Source organism: Sorangium sp. So ce204 (assembly GCF_051526795.1).
Lineage (GTDB): Bacteria > Myxococcota_A > Polyangia > Polyangiales > Polyangiaceae > Sorangium > Sorangium cellulosum_B.
In genome coordinates this window covers 10,648,534-10,674,509 of the sequence record NZ_CP150317.1, presented here as the reverse complement: position 1 = coordinate 10,674,509, position 25,976 = coordinate 10,648,534, and the positions used below count along the sequence as shown (strand labels likewise).

The 25,976-nt window shown below is 73.7% G+C and carries 17 protein-coding genes and 2 tRNA genes; 14 read left to right on the top strand and 5 right to left on the bottom strand.

Annotation, left to right across the window (positions count from 1 at the left end):
* Positions 1–28: 28 nt before the first annotated feature.
* Positions 29–1,123 (bottom strand): trypsin-like serine protease, encoded by a 1,095-nt coding sequence (locus WMF22_RS40100; protein ID WP_438033145.1) that lies wholly within the window; start codon positions 1,121–1,123, stop codon positions 29–31.
* Between the two features lie 207 nt (positions 1,124–1,330).
* Positions 1,331–3,895 (bottom strand): leucine--tRNA ligase, encoded by a 2,565-nt coding sequence (leuS, locus tag WMF22_RS40095; protein WP_438033144.1) that lies wholly within the window; start codon positions 3,893–3,895, stop codon positions 1,331–1,333.
* Between the two features lie 540 nt (positions 3,896–4,435).
* Between leuS and WMF22_RS40090 the strand changes: the two genes are divergently transcribed.
* Positions 4,436–5,707, top strand: coding sequence for a hypothetical protein (locus WMF22_RS40090; RefSeq protein ID WP_438033143.1), 1,272 nt, complete (start codon positions 4,436–4,438; stop codon positions 5,705–5,707).
* An 83-nt stretch (positions 5,708–5,790) separates the two neighbouring features.
* The gene (locus tag WMF22_RS40085; RefSeq protein WP_438033142.1) at positions 5,791–7,263 is read left to right on the top strand and encodes a UDP-N-acetylmuramoyl-tripeptide--D-alanyl-D-alanine ligase; all 1,473 of its coding nucleotides are present in this window, start codon (positions 5,791–5,793) and stop codon (positions 7,261–7,263) included.
* Positions 7,264–7,314: 51 nt separating this feature from the next.
* Here WMF22_RS40085 and WMF22_RS40080 read toward each other — a convergent pair whose 3' ends face one another.
* A complete protein-coding gene (locus WMF22_RS40080; RefSeq protein ID WP_437295212.1) occupies positions 7,315–7,926 on the bottom strand; it encodes a peptide deformylase in 612 nt (203 codons plus the stop codon).
* A gap of 164 nt (positions 7,927–8,090) precedes the next feature.
* On the opposite strand from WMF22_RS40080, the gene WMF22_RS40075 reads away from it, so the two are divergent.
* The 4 genes from WMF22_RS40075 to WMF22_RS40060 all read left to right on the top strand — a co-directional run bounded on the left by WMF22_RS40075 (position 8,091) and on the right by WMF22_RS40060 (position 14,071).
* Positions 8,091–10,550: an MMPL family transporter gene (locus WMF22_RS40075; protein ID WP_438033141.1), complete on the top strand. Its 2,460-nt coding sequence runs from the start codon at positions 8,091–8,093 to the stop codon at positions 10,548–10,550.
* 1 nt (position 10,551) lies between these two features.
* A complete protein-coding gene (locus tag WMF22_RS40070; RefSeq protein ID WP_438033140.1) occupies positions 10,552–11,961 on the top strand; it encodes a hypothetical protein in 1,410 nt (469 codons plus the stop codon).
* Positions 11,958–13,313, top strand: coding sequence for a hypothetical protein (locus WMF22_RS40065; protein ID WP_437295209.1), 1,356 nt, complete (start codon positions 11,958–11,960; stop codon positions 13,311–13,313). Before WMF22_RS40070 ends, WMF22_RS40065 begins: the two co-directional genes overlap by 4 nt.
* A 338-nt stretch (positions 13,314–13,651) precedes the next feature.
* Positions 13,652–14,071, top strand: coding sequence for an RNA recognition motif domain-containing protein (locus WMF22_RS40060; protein ID WP_012240018.1), 420 nt, complete (start codon positions 13,652–13,654; stop codon positions 14,069–14,071).
* Between the two features lie 114 nt (positions 14,072–14,185).
* Here the strand turns inward: WMF22_RS40060 and nhaA are convergent, their stop codons facing one another.
* Positions 14,186–15,592, bottom strand: coding sequence for a Na+/H+ antiporter NhaA (gene nhaA, locus WMF22_RS40055; RefSeq protein WP_438033139.1), 1,407 nt, complete (start codon positions 15,590–15,592; stop codon positions 14,186–14,188).
* A gap of 155 nt (positions 15,593–15,747) precedes the next feature.
* Between nhaA and WMF22_RS40050 the strand changes: the two genes are divergently transcribed.
* From WMF22_RS40050 to rpsI, 7 genes are all read left to right on the top strand, one after another.
* Complete coding sequence (locus tag WMF22_RS40050) at positions 15,748–17,094, top strand: MFS transporter (protein WP_438033138.1); 1,347 nt, start codon at positions 15,748–15,750, stop codon at positions 17,092–17,094.
* Positions 17,095–17,152: 58 nt separating this feature from the next.
* On the top strand, positions 17,153–18,988 hold the full coding sequence (glmS, locus tag WMF22_RS40045) for a glutamine--fructose-6-phosphate transaminase (isomerizing) (RefSeq protein ID WP_437295205.1): 1,836 nt from the start codon (positions 17,153–17,155) through the stop codon (positions 18,986–18,988).
* A gap of 151 nt (positions 18,989–19,139) precedes the next feature.
* Entirely contained in the window at positions 19,140–20,900 is a 1,761-nt protein-coding gene (locus tag WMF22_RS40040; protein ID WP_438033137.1) for an ATP-binding protein, read from the top strand.
* Between the two features lie 188 nt (positions 20,901–21,088).
* Positions 21,089–21,175: transfer RNA gene (locus WMF22_RS40035), tRNA-Ser, on the top strand.
* A gap of 104 nt (positions 21,176–21,279) precedes the next feature.
* Positions 21,280–21,364, top strand: a tRNA-Ser gene (locus WMF22_RS40030).
* Between the two features lie 471 nt (positions 21,365–21,835).
* Positions 21,836–22,285: a 50S ribosomal protein L13 gene (gene rplM / locus WMF22_RS40025; protein WP_012240013.1), complete on the top strand. Its 450-nt coding sequence runs from the start codon at positions 21,836–21,838 to the stop codon at positions 22,283–22,285.
* An 8-nt stretch (positions 22,286–22,293) separates the two neighbouring features.
* Entirely contained in the window at positions 22,294–22,686 is a 393-nt protein-coding gene (gene rpsI / locus WMF22_RS40020; protein ID WP_012240012.1) for a 30S ribosomal protein S9, read from the top strand.
* A gap of 221 nt (positions 22,687–22,907) precedes the next feature.
* Here rpsI and WMF22_RS40015 read toward each other — a convergent pair whose 3' ends face one another.
* On the bottom strand, positions 22,908–24,995 hold the full coding sequence (locus tag WMF22_RS40015; RefSeq protein ID WP_438033136.1) for a peptidoglycan DD-metalloendopeptidase family protein: 2,088 nt from the start codon (positions 24,993–24,995) through the stop codon (positions 22,908–22,910).
* 117 nt (positions 24,996–25,112) lie between these two features.
* Here WMF22_RS40015 and WMF22_RS40010 point away from each other — a divergent pair, with 117 nt between their 5' ends.
* Positions 25,113–25,973 carry a tetratricopeptide repeat protein gene (locus WMF22_RS40010; protein WP_437295202.1) on the top strand — a complete coding sequence of 287 codons (861 nt, stop codon included), beginning with the start codon at positions 25,113–25,115 and terminating at the stop codon, positions 25,971–25,973.
* The last annotated feature ends 3 nt before the right edge of the window (positions 25,974–25,976 follow it).

The window sequence follows — 25,976 nt, the reverse complement described above, 5'->3', positions numbered from 1 at the left end:
GCAGGCGAGGTGTGCGCTGGAGCTTCGATCAGGCGGAAATCGTGCTCTGCGACGCGGCGCGCGCGTGGCGTGCGCGGTGAGCGCGGCACGTCAGCAGCGCGGACGCCCTGGCTCGCTTCAGCGCGAGCAGCGCGAGCAGCGCGAGCGCCGCCGCGGCCCCGCTGTCGTCGCCGACGAAGGGGCCGTGTGCGCACGAGAGCCAGCGCTCGTCGAGCGGCCTGCGCGAAGGCAAGCGCTCCGCGGGGGCCGACGCCGTGGCCCACCAGGGCGGGTCGTAGTCGCCGACGTCGGCGGCGCGCATCGCCTCGGTGACGAGCCAGTCGCGATGGGCGATGAGCCCACCATAGATGGGGTCGGCGCAGCCGGCCGGCCCGCGCGACGTCACGCCGATGATCCGCCCCGCGGCGTCGAGCGCCGGTCCGCCCGAGTCGCCGCTGCAGATGCCGTTCTCTCCGCGCCACTCGCCCCCTGTGACGCGCTCCTGCGTCCCGCACCCGTACCCGACGCACTCGACGTGGAGCCCATCGCGGCGCCTGCGGACGCCGCCGCCGCGCGATCTGCCCTCCGTGTCGCCGAAGCCCACCGCGGAGTAGACCTCGCTCTCCTCGGGCGGACGATCGAGGCGGGGCGCGAGCGGCGTGACCTCGCTGCCGCCGAGCGGGGAGGACAGCACGACGAGCGCGACGTCGCGCCCGCAGACGGCGTTGCCGTCGGGCGGGCTGAGCAGCGCGCGCGCGCCGATCCACGGCGTGTCCGCGGCCCACAGGGCCCCGCCGAGCGTGGCGTAGACCTGCGAGGCATCGACCGGCTCACCGAACGTCGCCGTCTTGCAGGCGATGAGCTTGGGAGCCTCCGCGATGCAGTGCTGCGCGGTGAGCACCAGGTTGGGCGCGATGACGGTGCTCGAGCAGGTCCGCGCGACGCGCCCTCTGCGATCGGTGATGAGGAGTCCGGCGACCGCGCGGTCTCCAGCGTCTAGATACCCTCCCTTGATCTCCAGCGCGGCCTCGGCCGCGTCCTCCTCGTGCAGGTCCGCTTCGTCCGCGTCTCCAGCGCAGCCGGCCAGCGCGGCGGCGAGGAGGCAGCCTGCTCGGGTACACCGTGCGGTGCTGTTCCGGCACACGGCCAGCCGCCTTTGCACGGCACCTGCCAGCCTGGGCTGTGCACCGCCGCGCGCCCCGAGCGAGGAGAGGATTGCTTCCGGGGAAGCTCGCGCGCCGGGAGAGCCTCCCTCGCGCTGCTATCCCGCGCGTCCGTTCGCGACGTCGCCGCGCTGCGAGCGCTCGTTTTCTCCAGGCGGCGCCGGAGCTCTCCAGGCGGCGCCGGAGCGTCAGCCGACCACGATGTTCACGATCTTCCCCGCGACGTAGATGAACTTCTTCAGCTGCTTGCCCGCGGCGAGGGCGGCCACGGGCTCCAGGCCGAGCGCGGCGGCTCGCGCCTCCTCCTCCGATGCCGCCTTCGCCAGCATCACGCGACCGCGGACCTTGCCGTTCACCTGCACCGGGATCTCCAGGACGTCGTCGACGCAGAAGGCCTCGTCGTAGGTGGGCCACGGCTCGTAGCTGAGCGAACGCTCGTGGCCGGTGAGCCGCCACAGCTCCTCCGCGAGGTGCGGCGCGAAGGGAGAGACGAGGAGGATCAGCCGCAGGACCGCCTCGCGCGGCGGCGAAGGCAGCGAGCTCAGGTGATTCACGAAGACCATCATCGCGGAGATGGCGGTGTTGAACGCCATCCCCTCGATGTCGCCGGTCACCTTCTTGATCGTCCTGTGGAGCTGCCGGCTCGTCGCGTCGTCCATCGCGTCCGAGAGCGGTCGCGTGCACGTCGCGAACACGCGGTCCCGGAACCGGACCACCCCCTGGATCTGCCCTGATTGCCAGGGCTTCACCGCCTCGAGCGGGCCCATGAACATCTCGTACATCCGCAGCACGTCGGCGCCGTGGGCCCGCACGATGTCGTCGGGGTTGATCACGTTGCCCCGCGACTTCGACATCTTCTCGTTGTCCTCGCCCAGGATCATCCCCTGATGGACGAGCTTCGCGAAGGGCTCGGGGTGCTTCACATGGCCGAGGTCGTAGAGCACCTTGTGCCAGAAGCGCGCGTAGAGGAGGTGCAGCACGCCGTGCTCCGCGCCGCCGACGTAGAGGTCGACGGGCATCCACGCGTCGTACGCGGCCTCCGAGAACGGCTCCGCGTCGTTCTGCGGATCGAGGAAGCGGAGGTAGTACCAGCACGAGCCCGCCCACTGCGGCATCGTGTTCGTCTCGCGCGCGTACCACTTGCCGTCCCGCTGGAAGAAGCGCCAGTCGACGGCGCGCGCCAGCGGGCCCGCAGGGTCGTCGCCAGGGCGGAAGTCGGCGAGCGGCGGCAGCTCGATCGGGAGGCTGGCCTCGTCGACCGCGATCGGCTGATCGTAGCGGATCGTGTGCGCGGCGCCCTTCCTGGGATCACCCTGCGGATCGGCGAGCTCGACGGGGAAGTAGATCGGGATCGGCTCGCCCCAGTAGCGCTGGCGGGAGAAGACCCAGTCGCGCAGCTTGTAGTTCACCTCGCGCTTGCCTCGCCCGAGCGCCTCGAGGCGCGCGATGACCGCGCGCTTGCACTCCTCCGTCGCGAGCCCGTCGAACTCGCCGCTCCGGACCGCGACGCCCGGGTCGACGTAGGCGGCCTCGAGCTGGTCGTGCAGGGTGCCGTCGGGGCTCACGACCTCGACGATGGGCAGCCCGTAGGTGCGGGCAAAGGCGAAGTCGCGCTCGTCGTGCCCTGGCACCGCCATCACGGCGCCGGTGCCGTAGCCGCCGAGCACGTAGTCGGCGACCCAGATCGGCACCTCCACGCCCGTGATGGGGTGGACGGCGACGAGGCCGGTGTCGACGCCGGTCTTCTCCCTCGCCGCCGCGGCGAGCCGCTCGCGATCGCTCTTGCCAGCCGCGGCCGCGACGTACGCGCGCACCGCCTCGCGGCGCGGCTCGGACGCGCCGCTCTCCGCGCTCGTGAGCCATGTCGTGAGCGGGTGCTCGGGCGCGAGCACGACGTAGGTGACGCCCATCAGCGTGTCGGGGCGGGTCGTGAACACGCTCAGCGCGCCCTTGCCCCATCCCTTGACCTCGAACGTGATGAGCGCCCCCTCCGAGCGGCCGATCCAGGAGCGCTGCATCGCCACCGTCCCTTCAGGCCAGTCGAGGAGGCGGAGATCCTCCGCCAGGCGGTCGGCGTAGGCGGTGATGCGGAGCATCCATTGCCTGAGCGGCGTCCGGTAGACCGGGTGCGAGCCGCGCTCGCTCTTGCCGTCGATCACCTCCTCGTTCGCAAGGACGGTCCCGAGCGCCGGGCACCAGTTGACGCTCACCTCGTCCTGGTACGCGAGCCCCTTCTTGAAGAGCTGGAGGAAGATCCACTGCGTCCAGCGCACGTAGCGCGGATCGGTCGTGGAGAGCTCCCGCGACCAGTCGTAGCTGAAGCCCAGCATCTTGAGCTGGCGCTTGAAGGTCGCGATGTTCCGCGCCGTCGTGTCGGCCGGGCGCGTGCCGGTCTCGAGGGCGTGCTGCTCCGCCGGCAGCCCGAAGGCGTCCCAGCCCATGACGTGCAGCACGTCGATCCCGCGCATGCGGAAGTAGCGGGACATGATGTCGGTCGCCGTGTACCCCTCGGGGTGGCCGACGTGCAGCCCCGAGCCCGACGGATAGGGGAACATGTCGAGCACGTAGCGCTTCCCGCGGGCGGGGTCCGCGCTGCGGACGGCGCGGAAGGTCTCGCCTTCCTCCCACGCGCGCTGCCAGCGCGGCTCGACGGCGGCATGATCGTAGCGCGCGGGCTCACGCGGCTCGTTGGGAGAAGGTTCGGTGGAGGCGCGGGGGTCCATCGTCTCGGCGGCCATATCGCGACGTGCCATAGCACTGTGCTGCCGCGGTCGACAGCCGCCCCGCGGCGGCAGACGCCCGCGCCCCGGCGGGAGCGCCGCGCCCGTCCACGGCGCGGCACGGCCATGTCGAGAGTTCCCGACAAGCGTGGACAGCGCCTCGGTCCGAGCTCTGCCGTCGGCGACGCCCGCGCCCGAGAGGGCTGACCTCGCGCGCCGCCTCGCGCTCTGGGGCCGCCCGCGCGCCGGAGCGTCGTGCGCGCGCCCTGCTCGCCGGTGGCGCTGGCGAAAGCGCGCGCCTCCTGAGCGCCTCGGTGGCGGGACGAGCTCGCTCCTCCTCGCGCCGACCCGAGGAGCGCACCCCTGGCGTCGCACTCCTGCGTCCGCGACGGGCGGTGTCGTCACGGCGCGGCGCTGCGTGGCGCCAGCGCCGACGAGCGGCAGCGCCTCGCGGGGCGGGGCGACGCGTCAGAAGGATGGCCGCACGCCGAGACTTGGGGGTAGATTGAGGGCGCTGTTCCGCTTCAGTGTGAGGCGGAGGGGTCGCGTGGGCGGTCCCTCCGAGGCGCGCGGATGACCGACAAACACGTTCCATGGGGAGCCCCCGAGAGTGAGAGGGCGGCGCAGCCAGGCCGGCCGCTCCCGTCGGCGCACGGCTCGGGGATCCCTTTCCGGCCGCTGCCCGTGCCGCCGCTGATGGCGCCCGGCGCCCTGCGCCCGCTCTCCGCGCAGTACGCGCTGAGCCCTCATCTTCAGCAGCAGATTCAGCAGCAGAGCCCGCCCGCGTTCTCAGGGCCGATGCCGTCGGCGCCCGCGTTTTCGGGGCCGGCGTCATCGGCGCCCGCGTTCTCGGGCGCCATGCCGGCGCCGGCGTTCTCAGGGCCAGCTCCCGCCGGGTACACCCAGCCGCCCACGGCGAGCGTCTCGGCGCGCGGAGGGACCCTTCCGCCCGGGATCGTCTCGCAGCAGGACGTGCTCTCGGCCAGCGGCGTCTTTTCTCCGAGCGCGCTCCCGTTCATCTCGGCGCCGCCGCAGTCGGATCCGGTGCCTCCGAGCCAGGCGGCCTTCCAGCCGGCGCCGATCACGGATCGGATGGGCGCGAGCGCGACGCAGCCGCCTGCGCCGGCAGCGCAGCCCGGGTTCGCGAGCCCTGGCCTCGGTGCGGCCGCGCCCGCTGCGCCAGAGGCCGCGCGCGCGCCGATGCCATCACCTCACGCCGGCCAGCCGCCTGCTCCGGCGGCGCCGCCCGGGTTCGGGAGCCCTGGCTTCGGCGCGGCCACGCCCGCGGTATCAGAGGCCGCGCGCACGCCGATGCCCTCGCTGCATGCGGGGATGCCGGCTCAGGCCGGGCCGCCACCGGCCGCTGCGCCCGCGCCGGCGATGAGCGCAGCGCCCGGCGCGGCGGCGCACGGCGCGCCCCAGGCGGCCGGCGGGTGGGACGGAGCGGCCGAGAGCCCGTGGGCCACCACGTCGGCGCGCCTCGAGATGCCGGCGCTCCCGTCGACCTTCGTCCAGGAGCGCCCGGAACCGCAGAAGCCACCCGCCGCCGTCGCGCCGCGGCGGCGGGAGGGCGGCAGGACGCTCATCATCGTGCTCAGCGTGATCCTGGCGGTGGCCTTGCTGGCGCTCATCGGGATCACGCTGTGGCAGAGCATGGGCGGCGGAGGACCGATCGCGATCGACTACAAGGAGCCGCCGCCCACGGCCGCCGAGGCGTCGCCGGAGCCCACCGTGAGCGTGACGGCGGCCCCCAGCGCGCCCGCCGCGCCCCGCCCAGCCGCGCGCCCACGGCCGAAGAGCGACGACATCTACGACGAGGTCGAGAAGGAAAAGACCCGGCGCTGAGGCGGCGCGACGCCGCACGGACGGGGCGCGCCGCAGGCGATTCGTTGGCCCCGCGCCCGGTTCCGTGCTGGTGATCGCCCGCGATGGCGACGCCGATCCCGCACAACCTTGCCCCCTTCTCCCTCGACGAGCTGGCGCGCGCGACCGGCGGGCGCGTGCTGAGGAGCGGGCCGGACGCGCGGGGCGTCTCGACCGACAGCCGGACGATCGCGCCAGGAGCGGCGTTCGTCGCGCTCGCCGGCGAGAGCTTCGATGGCCACAGGTTCCTCGACGCCGCCGCGCAGCGCGGGGCGGCCGCGTTCATCGTCTCGCGGGAGGTCGCCCTGCCGCCCGGAGGAGGCGCGGTGCTCGTGAACGACGGCCTCGCCGCGCTCGGGGCGCTGGCCAGAGCGCACCGCGAGCGATGGCGGGCGGGCGCCCACCCCGACGGGCCGCGGGCGATCATCGCGATCGGCGGCTCGGCCGGCAAGACGACGACGACGCGGACCATCGCCGCGCTGCTCGCGGGGGTGGGCCGCGGCGAGGTGCACGCGACGGCGGGCAACCTGAACAACGCCATCGGGCTGCCGATGACGCTGCTCGGGCTCGAGGACCGCCATCGCTTCGCGGTCGTCGAGATCGGCACGAACCAGCGCGGCGAGGTCGCGGCCCTCGCGCGGATCGCGGGGCCGGACCTCGCCGTGCTGACGTCCATCGGCGTCGAGCACACCGAGGGGCTCGGCACGCTGGAAGACGTCGCCGCCGAGGAAGGTGATCTGCTCGCCGCCTTGCCGGCCGAGGGCGTGGCCCTCGGCAACGGCGACGACGCGAAGGTGGTCGAGCAGCTCGAGCGCGCCGGCGCCGCGCGGCGGATCACCTACGGCTCCGGGGAGCGCGCGCGGATCCGGATCGCGGGGAGGCGGCCGGTCGGCGTGCGCGGCACCTCGGTGCGGCTCGAGCGCGGAGGCGAGGCGCTGGAGCTCGTCGTCCCGCTGCTCGGCGAGGCGGGGGCGCTGGCGGCGGCCGCGGCCGTCGCCGTCGTGGAAGAGGCGGTCGGCGAGCCGCTCTCGACCGAGCGAGCGGCACGCGCCGCCGCGGGGCTCGCGCCGCCGGGGGACGGGCGCCTGTCCGTCCGCGAGCTGCCGGACGGCACCGTGGTCATCGACGACAGCTACAACGCCAACCCGCTGTCGATGCGATCGTCCCTCAGGACGGCCGTCGAGGTCGCCGAGGCGCTCGGGAAGCGGCTGGTCCTGCTGCTCGGCGAGATGCGCGAGCTCGGCGCGCTCGCGGCGGCGGAGCACGACGCGCTCGGCGAGCAGGTCGGCGCCGCGCGCCCCGCCGCGCTCGTCGCCGTCGGCGGCGAGGCGGCGTGGATCGCGCGCGCCGCCGAGGCGGCCGGCGTGCGGGCGTGGTTCGCCGTAGACGCGGACGCCGCGGCGGCCCGAGCGCAGGAGATCGTCGAGCGCGGCGATCTGGTGCTCGTGAAGGGCTCGCGCGGGATCAGGATGGAGCGGATCGTCGAAGCCCTCGTCGCCAGCGCCGGGCGCGGCGCCGGCTCGTCGCCCTCGCCGTGAGCGCGCGTCCGCCGGTCGAGCGCGCTCGCCTCCCGGCGCGCCGGGCCGCGATCACGCGCCGAGCGCGGCCCGCGCCTCGGCGACGGACAGGCTGAGCAAGAGCTTCGCCTCCTCGTTGCTGCAGAAGGAGCGCGTGACCATGCGATCGATGTACAGCGTGCCGCGGAGGTGATCGACCTCGTGCTGGAGGATCCGCGCCGGCCAGCCCGTCGCTTCCCACCGGACCTCCTTGCCGTCCTCGTCCACGCCGCTCACCTCGACCGACAGCTCTCGCTCGACCAGCGCCATGTAACCCGGGACGCTCAGGCAGCCCTCGAAGAACGTCGCCCGCCCCGCGCCTGCCGCGTCCGGGAGCGACGGCGCGAGGACCCTCAGCGTCGGGTTGATGATCACCCGGAGCGGGAAGGGCACGCGTCCGCGCTCGGCGCGCTGGCCCGCCGTGAGGCGCGACATGAGCTCCTCGCTGTCTTCGAGCACGATCACCTGCTGGTCGACGCCGATCTGCGGCGCCGCGAGCCCCACGCCGGGCGCCTTGCGCATGACGGAGACCATCGTCGAGACGAGGCGCTTGAGCCGCTTCGTCCCGATCTCCTCGGGCGGGACGGGCGCGGCGGGCTTCCGCAGGACGGCTCTGCCTGCGAGGACGATCGGGGGGAGCTCCATGCTGCCGGGATGAATCGGCGCACTCGCGAGCGCAAGCGTCGTGAGCTCGGGAGCATGGACCGTGTGGGGGGGCCTCGCGGCGAGGCGGGCGTGAGGGTGGATGTCCTCGCGGCGAGGCGGGCGTGAGGGTAGAGGAGCGGCGCCGGGCGCGGCCCGGCGTTTCCATGGCAGCACCTCTTCCGCCTCCGTCGGCTCGCGCGGACGCCCCCCGCCGGCCTCTCCGCCTCGTCGTCGTCGCCGCCCTCGCGGCGCTGACGCTCGCCGCGTTCGCCGCCGTGACGCTGCGGCTACAGCTCGAGCCGAACGTCGCCTCGCTCCTGCCGGAGCGCGGAGACGCCGCGGCGCTGCGCCGGTACGTGCGCGGGTTCGGGGGCGGTGACCTCGGCGTCGTGATGGTCAAGGGCGACGACCCCGACGAGAACGCGGCCGTGGCCGCGGAGATCGCGCGGGCCCTCGCGGCGCGCCCGACCGTGCAGCGCGCCGCCGATCGGATCGACGTCTCGCGCTCGCTCGATCCGTGGGTCGCGTTCCGGCACGCGGACGCGCGCGTGCGAGAGCGCCTCGCCGCCGCGCTCTCGCCCGAGGGGATGCGGGAGCGCCTCGCCGAGACGCGCGCCATGCTGCTCGCGCCGGGCGGCGGCGCCGCGGCCGAGACGATCGCGGCCGACCCGCTGCGCCTCTCGCAGCTCGTCTTCGAGTCCGCGGACATCGGATCCGGGGTGCGCACGCAGGCGGACGGCGCCTTCGCCACGGACGACGGCAAGGTGCACCTCGTCTTGGTGCAGCCGGCGGGGCAGGCGCTCCGCGGCGCCGACGCGCGGGCGTTCGTCGCGGACGCGAACGCCGTCCTCGGCCCGATCCGCGCGGCGCACCCCGGGCTCACGCTCGGGCTCACCGGCGGGCACGCCATCGCCGCGGCGACCGAGGCGATGCTCACGCGCGATCTCGCGATCTCGGGGTCGCTCTCGATGCTGCTCGCCTCCGTCGTCTTCGCGCTGCTCTTCCGCCGCCTGCGCGCCCTCGCCGCGGTGATGCCGCCGCTCGTGCTCGGGACCCTCTGGACCGCGGGGCTCGCCACGGCGCTCCCGGGAGGGCTCAGCGCGATCGCCGTCGCCTTCATGTCGGTGGTCGTCGGCGTCGGCGTCGACACCGGCGTCCACGTCTACGCCGCGCTGCTCGAGGCGCGGCGCGAGGGCCTCGAGCCGGAGGCGGCCGCGCGCGCGGCGAGGGCGCGGACCTCCCGCGCGGTGCTCGTCGCTGCCGTCACCGCGGGGGCGGCGTTCGGGGCGCTCGCGCTGTCGGACATCAACGCGCTCCGGCAGCTCGGGCTCCTGTGCGCCGCGGGCGAGGTCCTGACGGCGATCGCCATCGTCCTCGTGACGCCGGCCGTGGGCGCGTGGCTCGAGCGGGGGACCCCGCCGCTCGCGGCGCCGGCGCGCTGGCCCGACGTCCTTTACCGGCTCACCCGTACGCGGGGCCGCGCGCTCGCGCTCGCGGGGCTCGCGGCGCTCCCCATCGCGGCGGTCGCCCTCGGCGCCTCGCCGCCGCTCGCGGAGGCCATCGTCGCGATCAGGCCGGCCGAGCTCGAGCCCCTCAAGGTACAGCAGGAGATCTTCGAGGCGTTCGGCGGCCGGCGAGGGCAGTGGGTGGTGCTCGTCGCGGACGGCGACCAGGAGCGCGCCCGCGCGCGCGGCGACCGGATCGCGGAGCGCCTCGCCTCGATGAAGGCCGACGTGGAGGCCGTCGACGCGCTCACCGCGCTCGCCCCCGCCGCCCGGACGCAGGCCGAGCGCTTCGCCGCGCGCGACGCGCTCGACCTGCCCGCCAGGGCCGACGAGCTCGCGCGCGCGCTCCGCGACACGGGCTTCGCGCCCGAGCGCTTCTCGGCGGTGCTCGACGGGATGCGCGCGCCGCCCCGGCAGGAGGTGGCGCTCTCCGATCTCGAGCGCGGCCCCGCGTCCATCCTGCTCTCGCGCTACCTCGGGGCGGACGGGGGCGAGGCGCTCGTCGCGCTGTACGTGCGGCCCCGCGAGACCGGCTCGGTCGCGGGGATCGAGCGCGCGATCCGCGAGGAGGATCCGGGCGCCATGCTCACCGGCTACAGCCGGCTCGAGGCGTCGCTGCGCGAGACGCTCGCGCACGACATGCCGAGGATCGCGCTCGTCGCGGGCGCGCTCGTGCTGCTGGCGCTCTCCGCTTCCCTCCGCAGCGCGCGCGACATCGCGCTGGCCGCGCTCGTCGTCGCCTCGGAGATCTCCCTCGTCCTCCTGCTGATCCGGGCGCTCGGCATCCCCCTGCACGCGTACGACGCGCTCGTCATCCCGGTGCTGCTCGGGATCACGGTGGACGAGGGCATGTTCCTGCTCCACCGCGCCCGCGACATCGAGGCGGCGGGCGGCGGCGACGCCGTGATCCGCGAGACGCTGCGCCGCGAGGGGCCGGCGATCGCCGCCACGGCGCTGACCACGGCCGCGGGCTTCTCCGCGCTCGCGTTCTGCGGCTTCGACGGCCTCCGCGACCTGGGCCGGGTCGGCGCGCTGGGCAGCGCGGTCGGCCTCGTCGTCGCGCTCCTCGTGGTGCCTGCGGGGCTACGGCTCTGGCCCCGGGCCCATGGACGCGCATAACATGTCGCCGTTGTCGCCCCGGGGCCTCCTCCTCCTCGCTCTCCTCGCGCTCGCGCGTCCCGCCGCGGCGCAGCCGTCTCCTGCGCCCGCCGCGGCGCCGCCTCCCGCGGCGCCGGCGCCGAGGCCGCCGCGCTCGGCCGTGGCTCGCGCCGTCGACGCGCTCGTGCGCTCGCTCGACGCCGTGGACGGCCGCGCGCTCGTGGCCGCCGCGCCGCTGGTCTCCGACGCGCCCGCGCCGCGCGGCGCCCAGCTCGTGGCCACGCTCGCCGCCCACGTCGCCGGCAAGCTCGGCGCCGGCGTGCGCGCGCAGAAGGACCCGATCCCGCTGCCGCTCGCGCGCGAGGCGGCGCGCGACGACGCGGCGCTCGTCCACCTCGTCGTCGAGATCGCGGCGGGGAAGCTGCGCGTCACCGCGGACGTGTACCCGGTGCCGCGCACCGTCTGGGCGCGCATCCGCGACCCGGAGCCGGGGCCCATCGCCCACGCCTACGCCGAGGCGCCCATCGACGCGGAGATCCGCAGCTTCCTCGCGCCGATCCCGCTCGTCGCCGCCAGGGTCGACCGCGCGAAGAACTTCGAGGGCGACGTGGTCGCGCTCGCGTGCGGCGATCTCGACGCCGACGGGGCGCTCGAGCTCCTGAGCGTGAGCCGCCGGCGCGTGACGACGCTCCGCCTCCGCGGCGGCCGGGTCGTGCCGCTCGCGTCGCGCCCGTGGCCGGACGTCGTCGCCGTGCACCCGGCGCCGCTGCGCGAGCCGCTCGCGTTCGCCACGCTCGTCGAGCGCGCGAGGGACGGCGAGCGCCTGCCGCCGTTCGCCGACGTCGGGCTCACCGATCGCGCGCGCAGCATCCGCTTCGACGGCGAGCTGAAGGCGCTCGCCGAGCTGCCGGGGCTTTCGATCCCGGACGCGGGCGGCTCGGCCTGCACGACGGCGTGGGGGCCGCTCCTCACGGGCCCGCTCGGGCCGTGCGCCCCGGCCGATCCCCCGCCGGCGACCGCGTCGCTCTCCGGCCGGTACGACGCGCTCGCGTCCGCGCAGCTCCTGTCCGCGCAGGGCGAGCCCTTCGCCGTCTGGGCGACGCGCGAGCGCGGCGCGGTCGAGCTCCGGGACAGCGCGGGCCGCCGCAAGGTCGTGGGCAGCGCCGGGGCGCAGCTCGCGGTCGGCGATCTCGATCAGGATGGAGAGCCCGAGCTGCTCGCCAGCCTCGACGTCCTCGATCCGCTCGAGGATGCCGTCGTCGTCTGGTCGTGGCGGCGCCGGGAGGGCGGCCCGGCCCGCGCGGCGCCCGAGGAGATCCTGCGCTTGCCGGCGCCGGCGGGGGTGCGCGCCCTCGCGGTCTGTCCGCCCGACGGGGCCGGGCGCGCCCCGTTCGCCGTCGCGACGGCGGACGAGATCTGGGTGGTGCGGTGAGCCTCCCGCGCCGCGCCTTCCTCGGCGGCGTTGGCGCGCTGCTCGGCGCCGCCGCCCTCCCGGAGGCCGCGCGTGCGATGGGGCGCACCCCGCTCGGCGGCCGCCTCTCGATGCACCTCCCGTGGCCGACGAGCTCGCTCGATCCGCACGAGCTCAGCGATCCCGCCGCGGCGCTGTTCGCGCCGGCGATCGCCGACAGCCTCTACGGGCTCGATGCGTCCGGGAACCCGTACCCGACGCTCTCGTCCGCGCTGCCGTCGCGCGAGGCGGAGGGCGCGGTCGTGCGCCTCCGCGAGGGGCTGCGCACCGCGCGCCTGCTCAAGCTCGACGGCCGCGACATCGTGAGCTCCGTCGAGCGCGCCCGCGCTCGCGGCGCCGCCGCGGCGCTCGCCGACATCCCGAGGCCCGAGCGGCACCCGAGGGATCCGCTCGCCGCGGTGTTCCCGCGCGCGGATCCCGCCCGCGTCGCCCGCGCGCTCGCGTCGCCGATGGTCGCGCTCCTGCCGCGCAGCTTCGACCCCGCGGCGCCGGATGGCACGGGCGCGTTCCGGGCCGACGTCGGCCCGGGGCAGATCACGCTGACGCGCAACGACGTCGCCGCGCGCGGCGCCGCCTTCCTCGACGCGATCGAGGTGATCCGCTCCGACGACCTGACGACCTCGCTGCGCGCGTTCGAGACCGAGCGCGACGACCTCGGCTGGCTCGGCGCCGGCCTGCACACGAACCGCCGCGGCGCCGTCCGCTTCGATCTGGGCGTCGCCGGGTGGATCGTGCTCACGACGGGCCCCGACGCCGGGCCCTTCGGTCAGCCTGGCGTCGCGCAGCGGCTGGTCGACGCGCTGCCGCCCGAGCGCCTCGCGCACCTCGGCCTCGTCGGCCTCCCGAGGGCGCACGGCGATCCCGCGTGGGGAGGGCCCGCGGCGTCGCTGCTCGTGGACGAGTCAGCCGCCCACCTCGTCGAGGTCGCCGAGGCGGTCGCGCCGATCCTCTCGCGGCCTGGGCACGAGGTCACCGCGGAGCCGGTGGCGCGGGCGGAGCTCGGGCGCCGCCGCGCCCGCGGGAAGGCGACGCTCGCGATCGCGCTGGTGCGCCCGCTCGGCCCCGGGCCCCTCGGCGCGCTGCTCGCCCTCGCGACCGCCGACGATCGCAGCCGCGCCCTCGACCTCGCCCGTCACCCGCCCCGCCTCGCGCCCGGCGCCGCCCCCCGCTCGCTCACCGCCACGCTCCGCCTCGGCGTGATCGCCGAGGTCCGGATCGCGGGCGGCGTGCTGCCGGACGTCGCGCTCGCGCGCGCCGCCAGCGGCGAGGGCTGGGATCTCGGCGCCACCTTCCGCCGCCCGGCGAGGCGCTGATGTGTGCCTACCCCCGCGTGGAGGCGAGCGCGACCGCGCGGCGGCTGTTCGGGACGTCCGGGCGAGGGTCGCGGTGATGGGGGCCGCTTCGAGCGCTTGCGCGGTGGGGACATTTGGTTACTATCGGCTGGTCACGAACGTCACTGGCACTCGACACGACGCTTCTCTTCTCGGGGATCGCGGATTGATCGCGGACTGGACGACGCAACGTGTGGCGCATCGGGGGCTCCTCCCCAGCGCCGCCCCCCCTCGATCCCCCACGGCTCCATCGGGGCGGCAGGGCACTGTTCGGCACCGAAGCTGACGCATCTCGCAGAGCCGTGAAGTGAATCAGTGTCATGGGTACTCGCCTCTACGTTGGTAATCTCCCCTTCTCCGCCACCAAGGCCTCCGTGCAGGCCGCCTTCGCCCAGAGCGGCGAGGTGACGGATGTACACATCGTGACCGACCGCGAGAGTGGGCAGTCGCGTGGCTTCGGGTTCGTCACGATGGGCACGCCTGAGCAGGCCCAGCAGGCGATCGAGAACATGAACGGCGCCATGATGGACGGCCGTCCGCTTCGCGTGAACGAGGCGGAGGAGCGCGTCCAGCGTGGTGGCGGCGGCGGCGGTGGCTACGGCGGCGGCGGCGGCGGCGGTTACGGCGGCGGCGGCGGCGGTGGTGGCCGCGGCGGCCGTGGCGGTGGTGGCGGCGGCTACGGCGGCGGCGGTGGTGGCGGCCGCGGCGGCCGTGGCGGTCGCGGCGGCGATCGGTACTGAGCCGAGCTAGGCCGACGTTCCAGCGGCGGTGCCTCTCCCCAGAGGCGCCGCCGTTCTCGTTTGTGCGCTGCCCTGCGCGGCGACCGCCGTCACGCGCGCCGAGGCCCCGGTCGATCAGTACTCCGTCGATGCCTCCGCCTCATCGGCCGTCGCGGCGACCTGGCCTGCCTCCGCGGGGCGGAGCACGAGCTTGCCGACGGCCATCGCGACGAGGGCCGAGAGCAGCGACCCGAGCAGGACGGCGAGCTTCGCGACCCCGAGCCTTTGCCCCGTTCCGAACGCGAGCCCCGCGACGAAGATCGCCATCGTGAAGCCGATGCCCGCGACGCATCCCACGACGAGCACGCCTCGCCAGAGGACGCCGCGCGGGAGGGCGGCGAGGCCGAGCTTCACCGACAGGAAGCACGCGACCATGATCCCGAGCGGCTTGCCCATCATCAGGCCGAAGACGACCCCGAGCAGCAGCCGCGTCGAGCCCGCCGCGCCGAGGTGCACGTCGCCGAGGCGCACGCCCGCGTTGGCGAGCGCGAACAGCGGCATGATCCCGTAGGCGACCCACGGATGCAGCGCGGCCTCCAGGCGCACGACGGGCGGCAGCGCCTCGCGCCGCGCCTGCGAGAGCTGCGCGAGCGGCCCGGTGAGCTCGCGCGCGTCATGCCCGCCGGTCGCGCGCTCCTGGAAGTCCTGCAGCGCCCTCCGGGCCTCGGCGAGGAAGCCCTCCTCGCCGAACCAGGGATGCACCGGCGTGAGCAGGCCGAGCAGGACCCCCGTGATCGTGGGGTGCACGCCGGCGCTCAGCAGGCCGGCCCAGATGACGACGCCGGGCGCGGCGTAGACCGCCGGCGAGCGGACGCCGAAGCGCTGCAGCGCGAGCACGCCCGCGATGCCCAGGGCCACGAGCCCGAACCCCGCGGCCGAGATGCTCGACGAATAGAAGACGGCGATGACGAGGATCGCGCCGATGTCGTCGATGATCGCGAGCGCGAGGAGCAGCACGCGCAGCGCCGCCGGGACGCGGTTGCCGAGCAGCGCCAGCGCGCCGACCGCGAACGCGATGTCCGTCGCCATCGGCACGCCCCATCCGCTGCGCTCCGGCGGGCTCGGGTTCAGCGCGAGGTAGATGAGCGCCGGGAAGAGCATGCCCCCGAGCGCGGCCGCGACGGGCAGCACCGCCCGCTTCAGGACGGAGAGCTCGCCCTGATGGATCTCGCGCCGGATCTCGAGCCCGACGACGAAGAAGAAGATCGTCATCAGCCCGTCGTTGATCCAGAAATGGAGATCGCGCTCGACGAGGTAGGAGCCCACGCCGAGCCTCACCGGCGTGTGCCAGAGGCGCTCGTACGAAGCTGCCCAGGGAGAGTTCGCCCACGCGAGGGCCACCGCGGTGGCGATGAGCAGGACGATGCCGCTCGCCGCCTGGACGTGGAGGAACCGCTCGAGCGGCTGGAAGATCCAGAGCGCCAGGCGGCGCGCGGGCAACCAGGTTCCGGGCGGAGCGTTGCGGAGGTCCGAGCTGCCCATTCCGCGCGTACGGTAGGGCGCCCCACGGCGATCGAGAAGCGGCAATGACCCGAGCTCCGCGCTTCCGGGGCGCGGAGCTTGCTCCTTTGCCTGGCGGGCGTCAGAGAGCGGCACGCTGAACGCCCCTCGCGCTCGGGGCGGGCCGCTCACAGCCGATGCCTCCTTCCATCCCTTCAGAGCACAGGCCGTCGCCGCGGGCGATCTCGCTTTACTACTTCGGTATCTTCGCCGTCCTCGGCGTGTACCTTCCGCTGTTCCCGAGCTGGCTGGAGGCGCGGGGGATGCAGGGGCTCGCGATGGGGGCGATCGCGGCGACGCTCCCGGCGATGGGCCTCGTCGCGCCGCCGGTGTTCGGCTTGATCGCCGACTCGCTCGGCGTGCGGGTGTGGCTGATCCGGGCGGCCTGCGCCGGCGCCTTCGTCGTGTTCGCGCTGCTCGCGCTGTCGTCGGCGCTCGGCGTGTCGCTCGGCTTCGCCGGCCTCTTCGTCGCGGCGCTCGCGTTCGCTTTCTTTCGATCGCCGATGTTCACGATGGCCGACGTCGTCGCGGTGGAGGCGTCGGCGAGCTCCGGCATCGCCTACGGCCGGCTCAGGCTCTGGGGCTCGATCAGCTTCGCGTTGATGGCGATCGCCAGCGGAGCCCTCGTCGATCCGGCGCGGCCGGCCGCGTTCCCCGCCACGATCGCTGCCTCCCTGCTGATCGCGTTCGCCATCTCGTGGGCCCTCCCGGCGCGCGGCGAGGCGCCCTTCCGTCGGTCCGGCGCGCGCGACGGAGCGGCCGACGCCGCCGGCGCCGCGCGCGCTCCGGCCAACGAAGGCGCCGCCGGCGCTGCGCGCTCTCCTGCCGCCGGAGGCTCCGTGCGGCAGCGCGCCCGTGCCCTCCTCCAGAGCCACGATTTCCGCCTGTTCCTCGCGGCGTCGTTCCTGGCCCAGAGCGCCACCTCTTCGTACGATCTCTGTTACACGCTGCACCTGCGCGACATCGGTTTCCCCGAGTCGCTGGTGGGGGTCGCGTGGGCCGTCGGCGTCGCCGGCGAGATCGCGCTCATGGCGTTCTCCGGCCCCTTGCTCAAGCGGTTCGCTCCGCCCACGGTGCTCGCGTTCGCCTTCGCGGGCGCCTCGCTCCGCTGGGCGCTGCTCTCGTATGTGCGCTTCTGGCCCGCCCTGCTGGCGATCCAGCCGCTCCACGCGGTCTCGTTCGGCATGATGTGGGTCGCCTCGCTCGCCTACACGCGGGATCGCTCCCCGCCTCAGATCCTCGCCACGGCGCAAGGGCTCTTCACTGCCAGCGCTGGCGCTGGATCCGTCGTCGGGATGCTCGTGTGGGGTGAGCTCTACAAGCGCGGGGGCGGCACCCTCACGTTTGGGGTCGCCTCGATCACGGCGTTGATAGCATTCGTCCTGGCTGTGACCTTCGCGCGATCCACGCGGCCAACGCGACCGACGCGGCGTTCACCGTCAGGGGGCTCGATTTTCTCTGTCAGCTCCCGGTGCCAGGAGTAACGTTCCATTTTCCGCCGCACGCGTAGGCGCGCGCGGGCACTACCTGAACGAGGCGAGCATGTGCGGGATCGTCGGATACGTTGGGTCAAAAAAGGCGGCGCCGATCATCGTCGAAGGGCTACGGAAGCTCGAGTATCGAGGCTACGACTCGGCCGGCATCGCCATTCATGACGGCAAGGGCATCGAGATCGTCCGGACGCTCGGCAAGCTGATCAAGCTCAGCGAGGCGCTCGAGAAGCGGACCCTCGACGGTACGACCGGCATCGGCCACACGCGGTGGGCGACGCACGGCCGCCCGAGCGAGGTGAACGCCCACCCGCACTCCGCGGGCCCGGTGGCCGTCGTGCACAACGGCATCATCGAGAACCACGTGGCCGTCCGGCAGCAGCTGGAGAGCCAGGGGGTCAAGTTCCTCTCCGACACGGACACCGAGATCGTCGCTCACCTCGTCCACCGCGAGCTCCAGAAGGGCGCGAAGTCGCTCTTCGAGGCCGTGCGCGGCGCGCTCCGGCAGGTCCACGGCGCCTACGCGATCGCGGTCCTCTCGCGCGACGAGCCCGACGTCATCGTCGCCGCCCGGTACGGCTCGCCGCTCGTCGTCGGCGCTGGCGAGAACGAGATGCTGTGCGGCAGCGACATCCCCGCGCTGCTCGCGCACACCCGCGACATGATCTTCCTCGAGGACGGCGACATCGTCGAGCTGCGCGCGAGCGGCGTCCGCATCGAGACCGTGGCCGGCGGCGAGAAGGTCGAGCGGCGCGTGAAGCGCATCGACTGGAGCCCCGTCCAGGCGGAGCGCGGCGGCTACAAGCACTTCATGCTGAAGGAGATCCACGAGCAGCCCGACGTCGTCGAGGCCACGCTGCGCGGCAGGATCGATCTCGCCGCCGGCGACGTGCACGCGACCGAGATGGGGGTCACGCCCGAGTTCGCGAAGGAGCTGCGCCGGGTCTACATCGTCGCGTGCGGCACGAGCCACCACGCCGGCATCGCCGGCCGCTACTGGATCGAGCAGCTCGCCAGGGTCCCCACGGTCGTCGAGCTCGCGAGCGAGGTCCGCTACCGCGAGCCGATCTTCTTCCCCGACGATCTCGTGATCGCCATCAGCCAGTCGGGCGAGACCGCCGACACGATCGCGGCGCTCAAGGCGGCGAAGGCGCAGGGCGCCAAGGTGCTGGCGCTCTGCAACGTGCTCGACAGCGCGATCCCGCGCCTCTCCGACGGCGCGCTCTACACGCACGCGGGCCCCGAGATCGGCGTCGCCTCGACCAAGGCCTTCACCACGCAGCTCGCCGCGCTGCTCCTGCTCGCCGTCTACCTCGGCCGCCGCCGCGACTCGCTGCCGGCGGAGCGCGGGCGCGAGATCCTCCAGGCCCTCTGGGAGATCCCGAGCCACATGCGTGAGGTGCTCGGCGACGCCGACTACGTGCACGCGATCGCGAAGCGCCTCGTCCACGCGAAGGACGTCCTGTTCCTCGGGCGCGGCCTCGGCTTCCCCATCGCGCTCGAGGGCGCGCTCAAGCTGAAGGAGATCTCGTACGCGCACGCCGAGGGCTACGCGGCCGGCGAGATGAAGCACGGGCCGATCGCCCTCATCGACGAGGCGCTCCCCGTCATCGTCGTCTGCCCGCGCGACGCGCACTACGACAAGACGTTCTCCAACCTGCAGGAGGTCCGGGCGCGCGAGGGACAGGTCGTCGCGATCGCCACGAAGGGCGACGAGTCGATCCTCGAGATCGCTCAGCACCACGTCTGGATCCCCAAGGTGCCGGACGAGGTCGGGCCGCTCCTTACCGTGCTCCCGCTCCAGCTCATCGCCTATTACGTCGCCAACCTGAAGGGCAACGACGTCGATCAGCCGCGCAACCTCGCGAAGACGGTCACCGTCGAGTAACGAGCAACGTCTCCCTCGCGGCGCGGCATCCCCGCCGCGGCGAGCGGCCTCCTCTGCCGCGCGCAGCGCTCCTCTGCGGTGCGCGCCCCTCCTTCTTCAGCGCCGGCGCCCCCGCGCCGCGCCCGCGCGGGGCCGCGGCTATGCTGCGCGCATGCGCATCCCCGGCAGGACGGAGCGGCGGGTCGTCGCGGCCATCCTCGTGACCGCCCTGATCCCGCTCGTCGCCAGCATCGTGGTCGCCCGGACGGTGATCGCGCGGGTGTCGGCGACGGCGTTCCAGCCCGAGTTCGGCGTCCACCTGGACAGGGCGCTCGGCGTGTACGCCGAGCTGGCCGCCGCCATCAAGCAGGGCATGCGCTCCGAGGCCGACGCGATCGTCGCGGCGGACCCGCTGCGCGAGGCCGCCTTCGCCGGCGGCGCGCAGCGCCTCGACGCCGAGCTCGCGCGCATCATCGCGGCTCACCCCGCGCTGGTCTCCCTCCGCGTCGAGCGCTGCGGCGGCGATCTCGTCGGGGCGCGCGAGCGCGGCCGCCCGGTGGATCCGGCGCACGAGAAGACGCTCACGGTCCGGAAGGCGATCGCGCGCGCGCCCGGCCACGCCGCCGAGCCCGGCGAGCCAGCGCCGGGCGACGGCGGCTGCGACGGCGACGCGCGGACCCTCGTCGCGACGTTCGCCGCGCCGAGCGCGCGCTTCGACGAGCTCGACGCGGCGCAGGCGTTCGCGCAGGCGTACCACGCCCTCGAGCGGGAGCACCGGAAGGAGTACCTCGACGAGAGCTACGGCGACGCCTTCGCCGCCCTGCTCGGCGCGACGATCCTCCTCGCGATCCTCGCCGGCGTGCTCGTGGCGCGCCCCGTGGTCGACCGCATCGCGCGGCTCGCCGCGGCGACCCGGCCTGTCGCGGAGGGCGACCTCTCGGTGCGCGTGGGGCTGCAGGGCGACGACGAGGTCGCCGATCTCGGCCGCGCCTTCGACCGCATGCTCGAGGAGCTCGAGGGCAGCCGCGCGCGGATCGAGTTCCTCAAGCGCATGGGCGAGTGGCAGAAGATGGCGCGGCACCTCGCGCACGAGATCAAGAACCCGCTGACCCCGATCCAGCTCGCCGTCGAGGAGTGCCACCGGCGCTATGCGGGCAGCGACCCGGCGTACCAGCGCCTGCTCCAGACGACGCTGGAGGTCGTCGAGGAGGAGGTCGGCACGCTGCGCCGCCTCGTCGGCGAGTTCTCCAATTTCGCGCGGCTCCCGCGGGCGGAGCTCGAGCCCTCGGATCTCGCGGAGTTCCTGCGCGAGCAGGGCGAGCGCTTCGCCGCGGTCGAGGAGGCGGGGCGCGAGCACGCCTCGGACGAGGCGCTGCTCGGGCGCGTCGATCTCGAGTTCGACGTGCCGGATGTCCCGATGCCGGCCGCGCTCGATCGCGAGATGCTCCGGCGCGCCCTCGGCAACATCGTGCGCAACGCGGCGCAGGCGCTGCGCGACGCGCAGCGAGCGGCGCCCGGCGGAGGGGCCCGAGAGCGCCCGGGCGCCGCCGTGTGGGGCAGCGTTCGCGTCTCCGCGCGGAGCGAGGGGCAGAGCCACCTCATCGCGATCGACGACGACGGCCCGGGCATCGATCCCGCCGTGCGGGACTCGGTGTTCGATCCGTACGTCACGACGCGGTACGACGGCACGGGGCTCGGCCTGAGCATCGTGAAGAAGATCGTCGTCGATCACGGCGGCACCATCGACGTGCTCGAGTCCCCGCTCGGCGGCGCGCGCTTCGTCATCCGGCTCCCGCGCGCAGGCACGCCCGCGGCGCGCGCCGCGCTCGGGGCCGAGGCCTTCTCCGACGGCGATCGCGAGCCTGCGTCCGAGGGCGCCGCTCCGACGCCGCCAGCCGCTCGCGGAGGGCAGGCGCCGCGCGGGGCGGGGTAGGGCCGCGCCCGCGGGTGCGGCGCCGCGGATCCTGCAGCGCCAGAGCGCCGCTGGCCGGACGACGAGCGCAGCCCGGGAGCGCGCTCCGGGCTGCTGGCGGGGGTCTCGGCGCCGAAAGCGCACCTCCGGACCGGTCGGTGGTCAGGAGATGCTTGACCAGCCGGCCCCGCTTTGCCATGTTCGCCGGCGGAGAGGTGACCGAGAGGCCGAAGGTGCCTGATTCGAAATCAGGTGTACCCGCAAGGGTACCGCGGGTTCGAATCCCGCTCTCTCCGCTACGCTTGGCTGCTTGCCCCCGTTGAAGCAGGTGGGCTCTGACCGCCCGCTCTCTCTCGAGCGGCGCCGGTCCGGCAGAAGCGGACGCGTTGAAGTTGTATCGGGAGAGGTGACCGAGTGGTCGAAGGTGCACGACTGGAAATCGTGTGTACGGCAACGTACCGCGGGTTCGAATCCCGCCCTCTCCGCTGAGCTGAACCGTCGTCGATTCCTTGCCGTGATGAGCTCCTTCAAGCGAGCCAGCAGGACGCCGGCGAGCGATGTGACGTGAACGATGAGCGATGAGGCGGATCGGCCGGTCGCTCGACCGCCGCGTCCGCTCGCCGCAGTGTTGCCTGGCGCGGCGTTCGAGGGGGAGCTTTGGGTTCGTTCGCCGTCGATGCGGCCAAGGCGCTGCCTGGTTCAACGCCTTAGCGGGCTGGATATCGGGCAAATAAGAGAAATCTGGGAGCCCGAGACAAACCAGCGGTGCGCGGCGGGACGGACGTGACCGGCGGAACCGGCGGAACCGACGGCTTGTCGACAAACCCCGCTTGACCAACCCTCGCCCGACGACGACGATGCCCCCCGCAGAAGCCTGAGACGCTTGACAGGCGAAGGGCCGCCTTGTAGAAGTGGCGCCCCTTTTTGGCAGGCGCCCTTCCGGAGTTTTTCGCCCAATGAATCCTCAGCCCAAGTCCTTTTCCGCCAAGCCTGCGGAGGCCCGCAACGAGCGTACGTGGTGGGTGATCGACGCGGAAGGCAAGCCCCTCGGCCGCCTTGCCAGCCGCATCGCCACGGTGCTCCGCGGCAAGAACAAGCCCACGTTCACGCCGCACGTCGACACCGGCGACTTCGTGATCGTCGTGAACGCCAAGAAGGTCCTTCTGACGGGCCGCAAGCTCCAGCAGAAGAACTACGTGCGGCACAGCGGCGAGCCGGGCGGCTTCCGTTCCGAGTCGTACGGTCACCTGCTCGAGCGCAAGCCGGAGCTCCCGATCCAGAAGGCCGTGAAGGGCATGCTCCCGAAGAACGTGCTCGGGCGCGAGCTCCTCACCAAGCTCAAGGTCTACGCCGGTCCCGATCACCCCCACGCGGCGCAGAAGCCGCAGCCCCTTAGCTACAGCTGAGCAAAGCCATGACGGAAACGAGAACGTACGCCACTGGTAAGCGTAAGACCGCCGTTGCGCGTGTCTTCCTCTCGCCGGGCACCGGCAACATCAAGGTGAACCAGAGGCCCGCTGACGATTATTTCGTCCGCGAGACCTCGCGCATGGTGATGCGTCAATCGCTCGAGCTGCTCGAGCTGCTCGATCAGTTCGACGTGAGCGCGACCGTGGTCGGTGGCGGCCACAGCGCGCAGGCCGAGGCGATGCGGCACGGCATCGCGCGCGCCCTCTGCGAGCTCGATCCGGAGCGCAGGCCGTCGCTCAAGCGCGCGGGCTTCCTCACGCGCGACGCGCGCAAGAAGGAGCGCAAGAAGTACGGCCAGCCCGGCGCTCGCAAGCGCTTCCAGTACTCGAAGCGGTAGCACGCCTGGGCCGCCGCCCATCGGGATGGACGGCACGGCAAGGACATCGAGGACGCGAGGGTTTCCCCCTCCGCGTCCTCGGTGCGTTTTGTCTGCCCGACGCCGCGAAGGCGTCGAGGACGGGACAGCTCGTCCCTCGGCGTCTGCTCTCATCGAGCGGACCTCTCGGCCCGCTCGGCGTCCTCTGGTTTCATCGAGCGGACCTCTCGGCCCGCTCGGCGTCACATCGCTTCCGGTGGGCTCTTGAGATCGGCGCCTTCGATGAGCTCGCCCTCGTCGTCCCCGGCGCCTTCCGGCGGCTGCGCTTCTTGTTCGTTCGGTCCGCTCGGTCCGACGTCCGGCGCCGCGGCGGCCGAGGCCTCGCTGCCGGTGGCCGCGAGCGGCGGCGAGGGAGGCTCTGCCGCCTCCGGCTTCGCCGGTTCGGGCGGCGGCTCGGGCAGCGGGATGGCGTCGAGCCGCTTGTCGAGCGCTTCCTTTGCCGCGGCGAACGCCGCGCGATCGATGGCGGGCATCACGCGCTCTCCATCGAGCTGGAGGGTCTCGGCATCGAAGTACTTGCCGTCCCTCTTGGCGCTGAAGTGAAGGTGAGGGCCCGTCGAGCGGCCCGTCGACCCGACGTAGCCGACGAGCTGATGGGTACCCACCTTCATGCCGGCCTTGATGCCGGGGGCATACCTCGACAGGTGCGCATAGCCGGTGGTGACCCCGTTCGCGTGCGTCACCGTGACCAGGTTGCCGCTCGGACCCGCCGGGCCGACCCAGTCGACAACGCCGCGATACGCCGAGTACACCGGCGTTCCCATCGGCGCGCCGAAGTCCGTCCCGTTGTGGGGCATCTTCTTCTTCAGCACCGGGTGCATCCGCTGCGGGTTGAACTTCGACGTCACGGGCGCGCCCGGGACCGGCGCGCGCCAGCCGCCGGCGTGCGGCTGCCGGCCGCGCTCATCGAACGTGCCGCGGGCCTCTTGCCCCTTGAAATCGTAGATGCGCACCGGCTTCTCCGCGGGATCCGCGGGCCGGTACTCGAGCGCGATGACCTTCTTGTACCGGGAGAACATCCCGAGCGCCGTCTCTTCGACGGCGATCAGCCGGACCGTGCTCCCCTCCTCGAAGCTCTCCGTCGAGAGGCGCCCGTTCAGCGCGTCGTCGATCGCGTCGAGCACGCCGGGCTCCAGGCCCCCCGCCCGGATCGCGTTGGCGAGATCCTTCCCCACGTAGAAGGAGGCGACGACCTCCTCCTCGGCGATCTTCATGTCGAGCGCGGCGCCCTTGAGCAGCCCGGCCGCGTCGTCCCTCGCCTGGTAGATCTCGCTCGTCGAGACCTCGTATTCGAAGGCGCGGACGCGGCGCGTGGAGCGATCCATCGCGACCGTGAACCGGTCCTTGCGGCCGCACTTGTCGAACTTCCGCAGCCCGTCGAAGGCCTTCATGATCCGGTAGATCTGCGCCTTCGGTACGCCCTTCTCGTCGAGGGCCGTGATGAACGACCGGCGATCCATCACGTCGCTCACCAGGAGCATGGAAGGATCCTTCCCGAGCTCGGAGATCCGCCATGGGCCGGGCAGCGGGGTGCGCTGCTTGGTCTTCACCTCGGGCGCGGAGGACGGCCTGGCGGCCCCGTCCGTACCTGCTGCCGAGGCCGCCGGGCTCGCCGCGACCAGCGCGCGCTCGTCGCGCACCGGGACGCCCTGGATCAGCAGCGCGATGAGCGAGGTGAGCGTCGCGAGGCCGAAGATGCCGCCGAAGACCGCGGTCATGCGCGGCGACAGGTGCGGTCCTGGAGGGGGCCGGCTGAGGCCGGGAGGAAGCCGCGGACCGTCCGTCGAACCGGGGCCCGCGTGGGGACCGCCGTCCATGAGCGACGGCGATCGCAGGGGCTGCACGCGCGGATCGCTGCCGCGCGACCAGGGCGCCGATGCGCGCCCGCGAGAAGAAGGAGGAGGGAGCTGCGGCGGCCACGTCGACGCCGCGCGCGCGCGCAGCTCGCTGCTGCGCGACCAGGGAGCAGCCGGAGCGCCCTCGCCCCGGCGGCCGCCCTGCAGCGGCGCGGTCAGCGGCGGCGAGGGCGGTCTGCTGGGGGCGTCGAGCGCGTCGTCCGCGACGTCCTCGGCCGCGCCGGCGCGCACGATCTCCGCGCGCCGGGCGTCCTGCGGGACAGCAGCGCCGGGCTCCACGCGCGGCCCGTCTTGCGGGACAGCGGCGCCAGGCTCCGCCGCGCTGCCGGCCTCTCCGCTCCGCCCCCGGGCGCGGTCCTCGGCGTCCGGCGCTCCGGAGGCCTCGAGCGGGTTCTGGGGTACTGCACTCGGCACGCCGACGTGCGTACCAAGGCATCGACGGGGTTGCAACCGCGCGACTCCCTGGCCGACGCAAGGGTTGCGCGGAAGGCAGATCCCATCGTACGCCGGTCGCGTAAGCTGACGGGCCTGATGGACGACCGGCTGAAGCAACTCCTGGTTCTCGGCAGGGAGCACTACGAGCGGCGCGAGTACGATCTCGCGGAGCACGCCCTGCGGCAGATCATCGAGAAGACCGACCGCTTCGCGGACGTCTACAACATGCTCGGCGTCATTCTCCACGAACGCGGTGATTTCCTCGCGGCCGAGGCCCACTTCGAGCGCGCGGTGCAGCTCAACGAGCACTACACGGAAGCGCTGCTGAACCTCGCCGTCACCTACAACGACCTCGGCAAATACGAGGCCGCGCGGCATGTCTACTCTCGCATCCGCCGCGGCGAGGGGGGAGGCGGCGTCCTCGACCCGTTCGCGCGCGGCAAGATCGCCAACATGCACGCCGATCTCGCGCAGGCCTATGCCGACGCCGGTTGCGCGCAGGAAGCGATCGCCGAGCTCACGCGGGCTGTGGCGCTGTGTCCGACGTTCGTGGATCTTCAGCTGCGCCTCGGGACGATGTACCGCGACGCCGGGAATCTGGCGCTCGCTCGCGAGCATTACGCGGCCGCGCGCGACGCGAACCCGAAGTACGCGCCAGCGCGCGTGCTGCTCGGGGTCGCGCTGCTCTCCCTCGGCGCGCCCGATCAGGCGAGCGCCGAGTGGCGCGAGGCGCTCGCCATCGATCCCGAGAGCAGGACGGCGAAGATGTACCTTCGCACGCTGGAGGCGCAGCGGAGCAAACGCGCTGCGGGCGCCGTGTCAGGCGAGCCGGCGGCGGGCGGTACGTGGGACGCGCTCGACGAGGCGACACCCACGACCGTGAGCGACATCCTCTCCAAGACGACGGCCGATGCAGCGGGTGAGACGGATCGTGCTGCACGGGAAAGCAAACCCTGAACG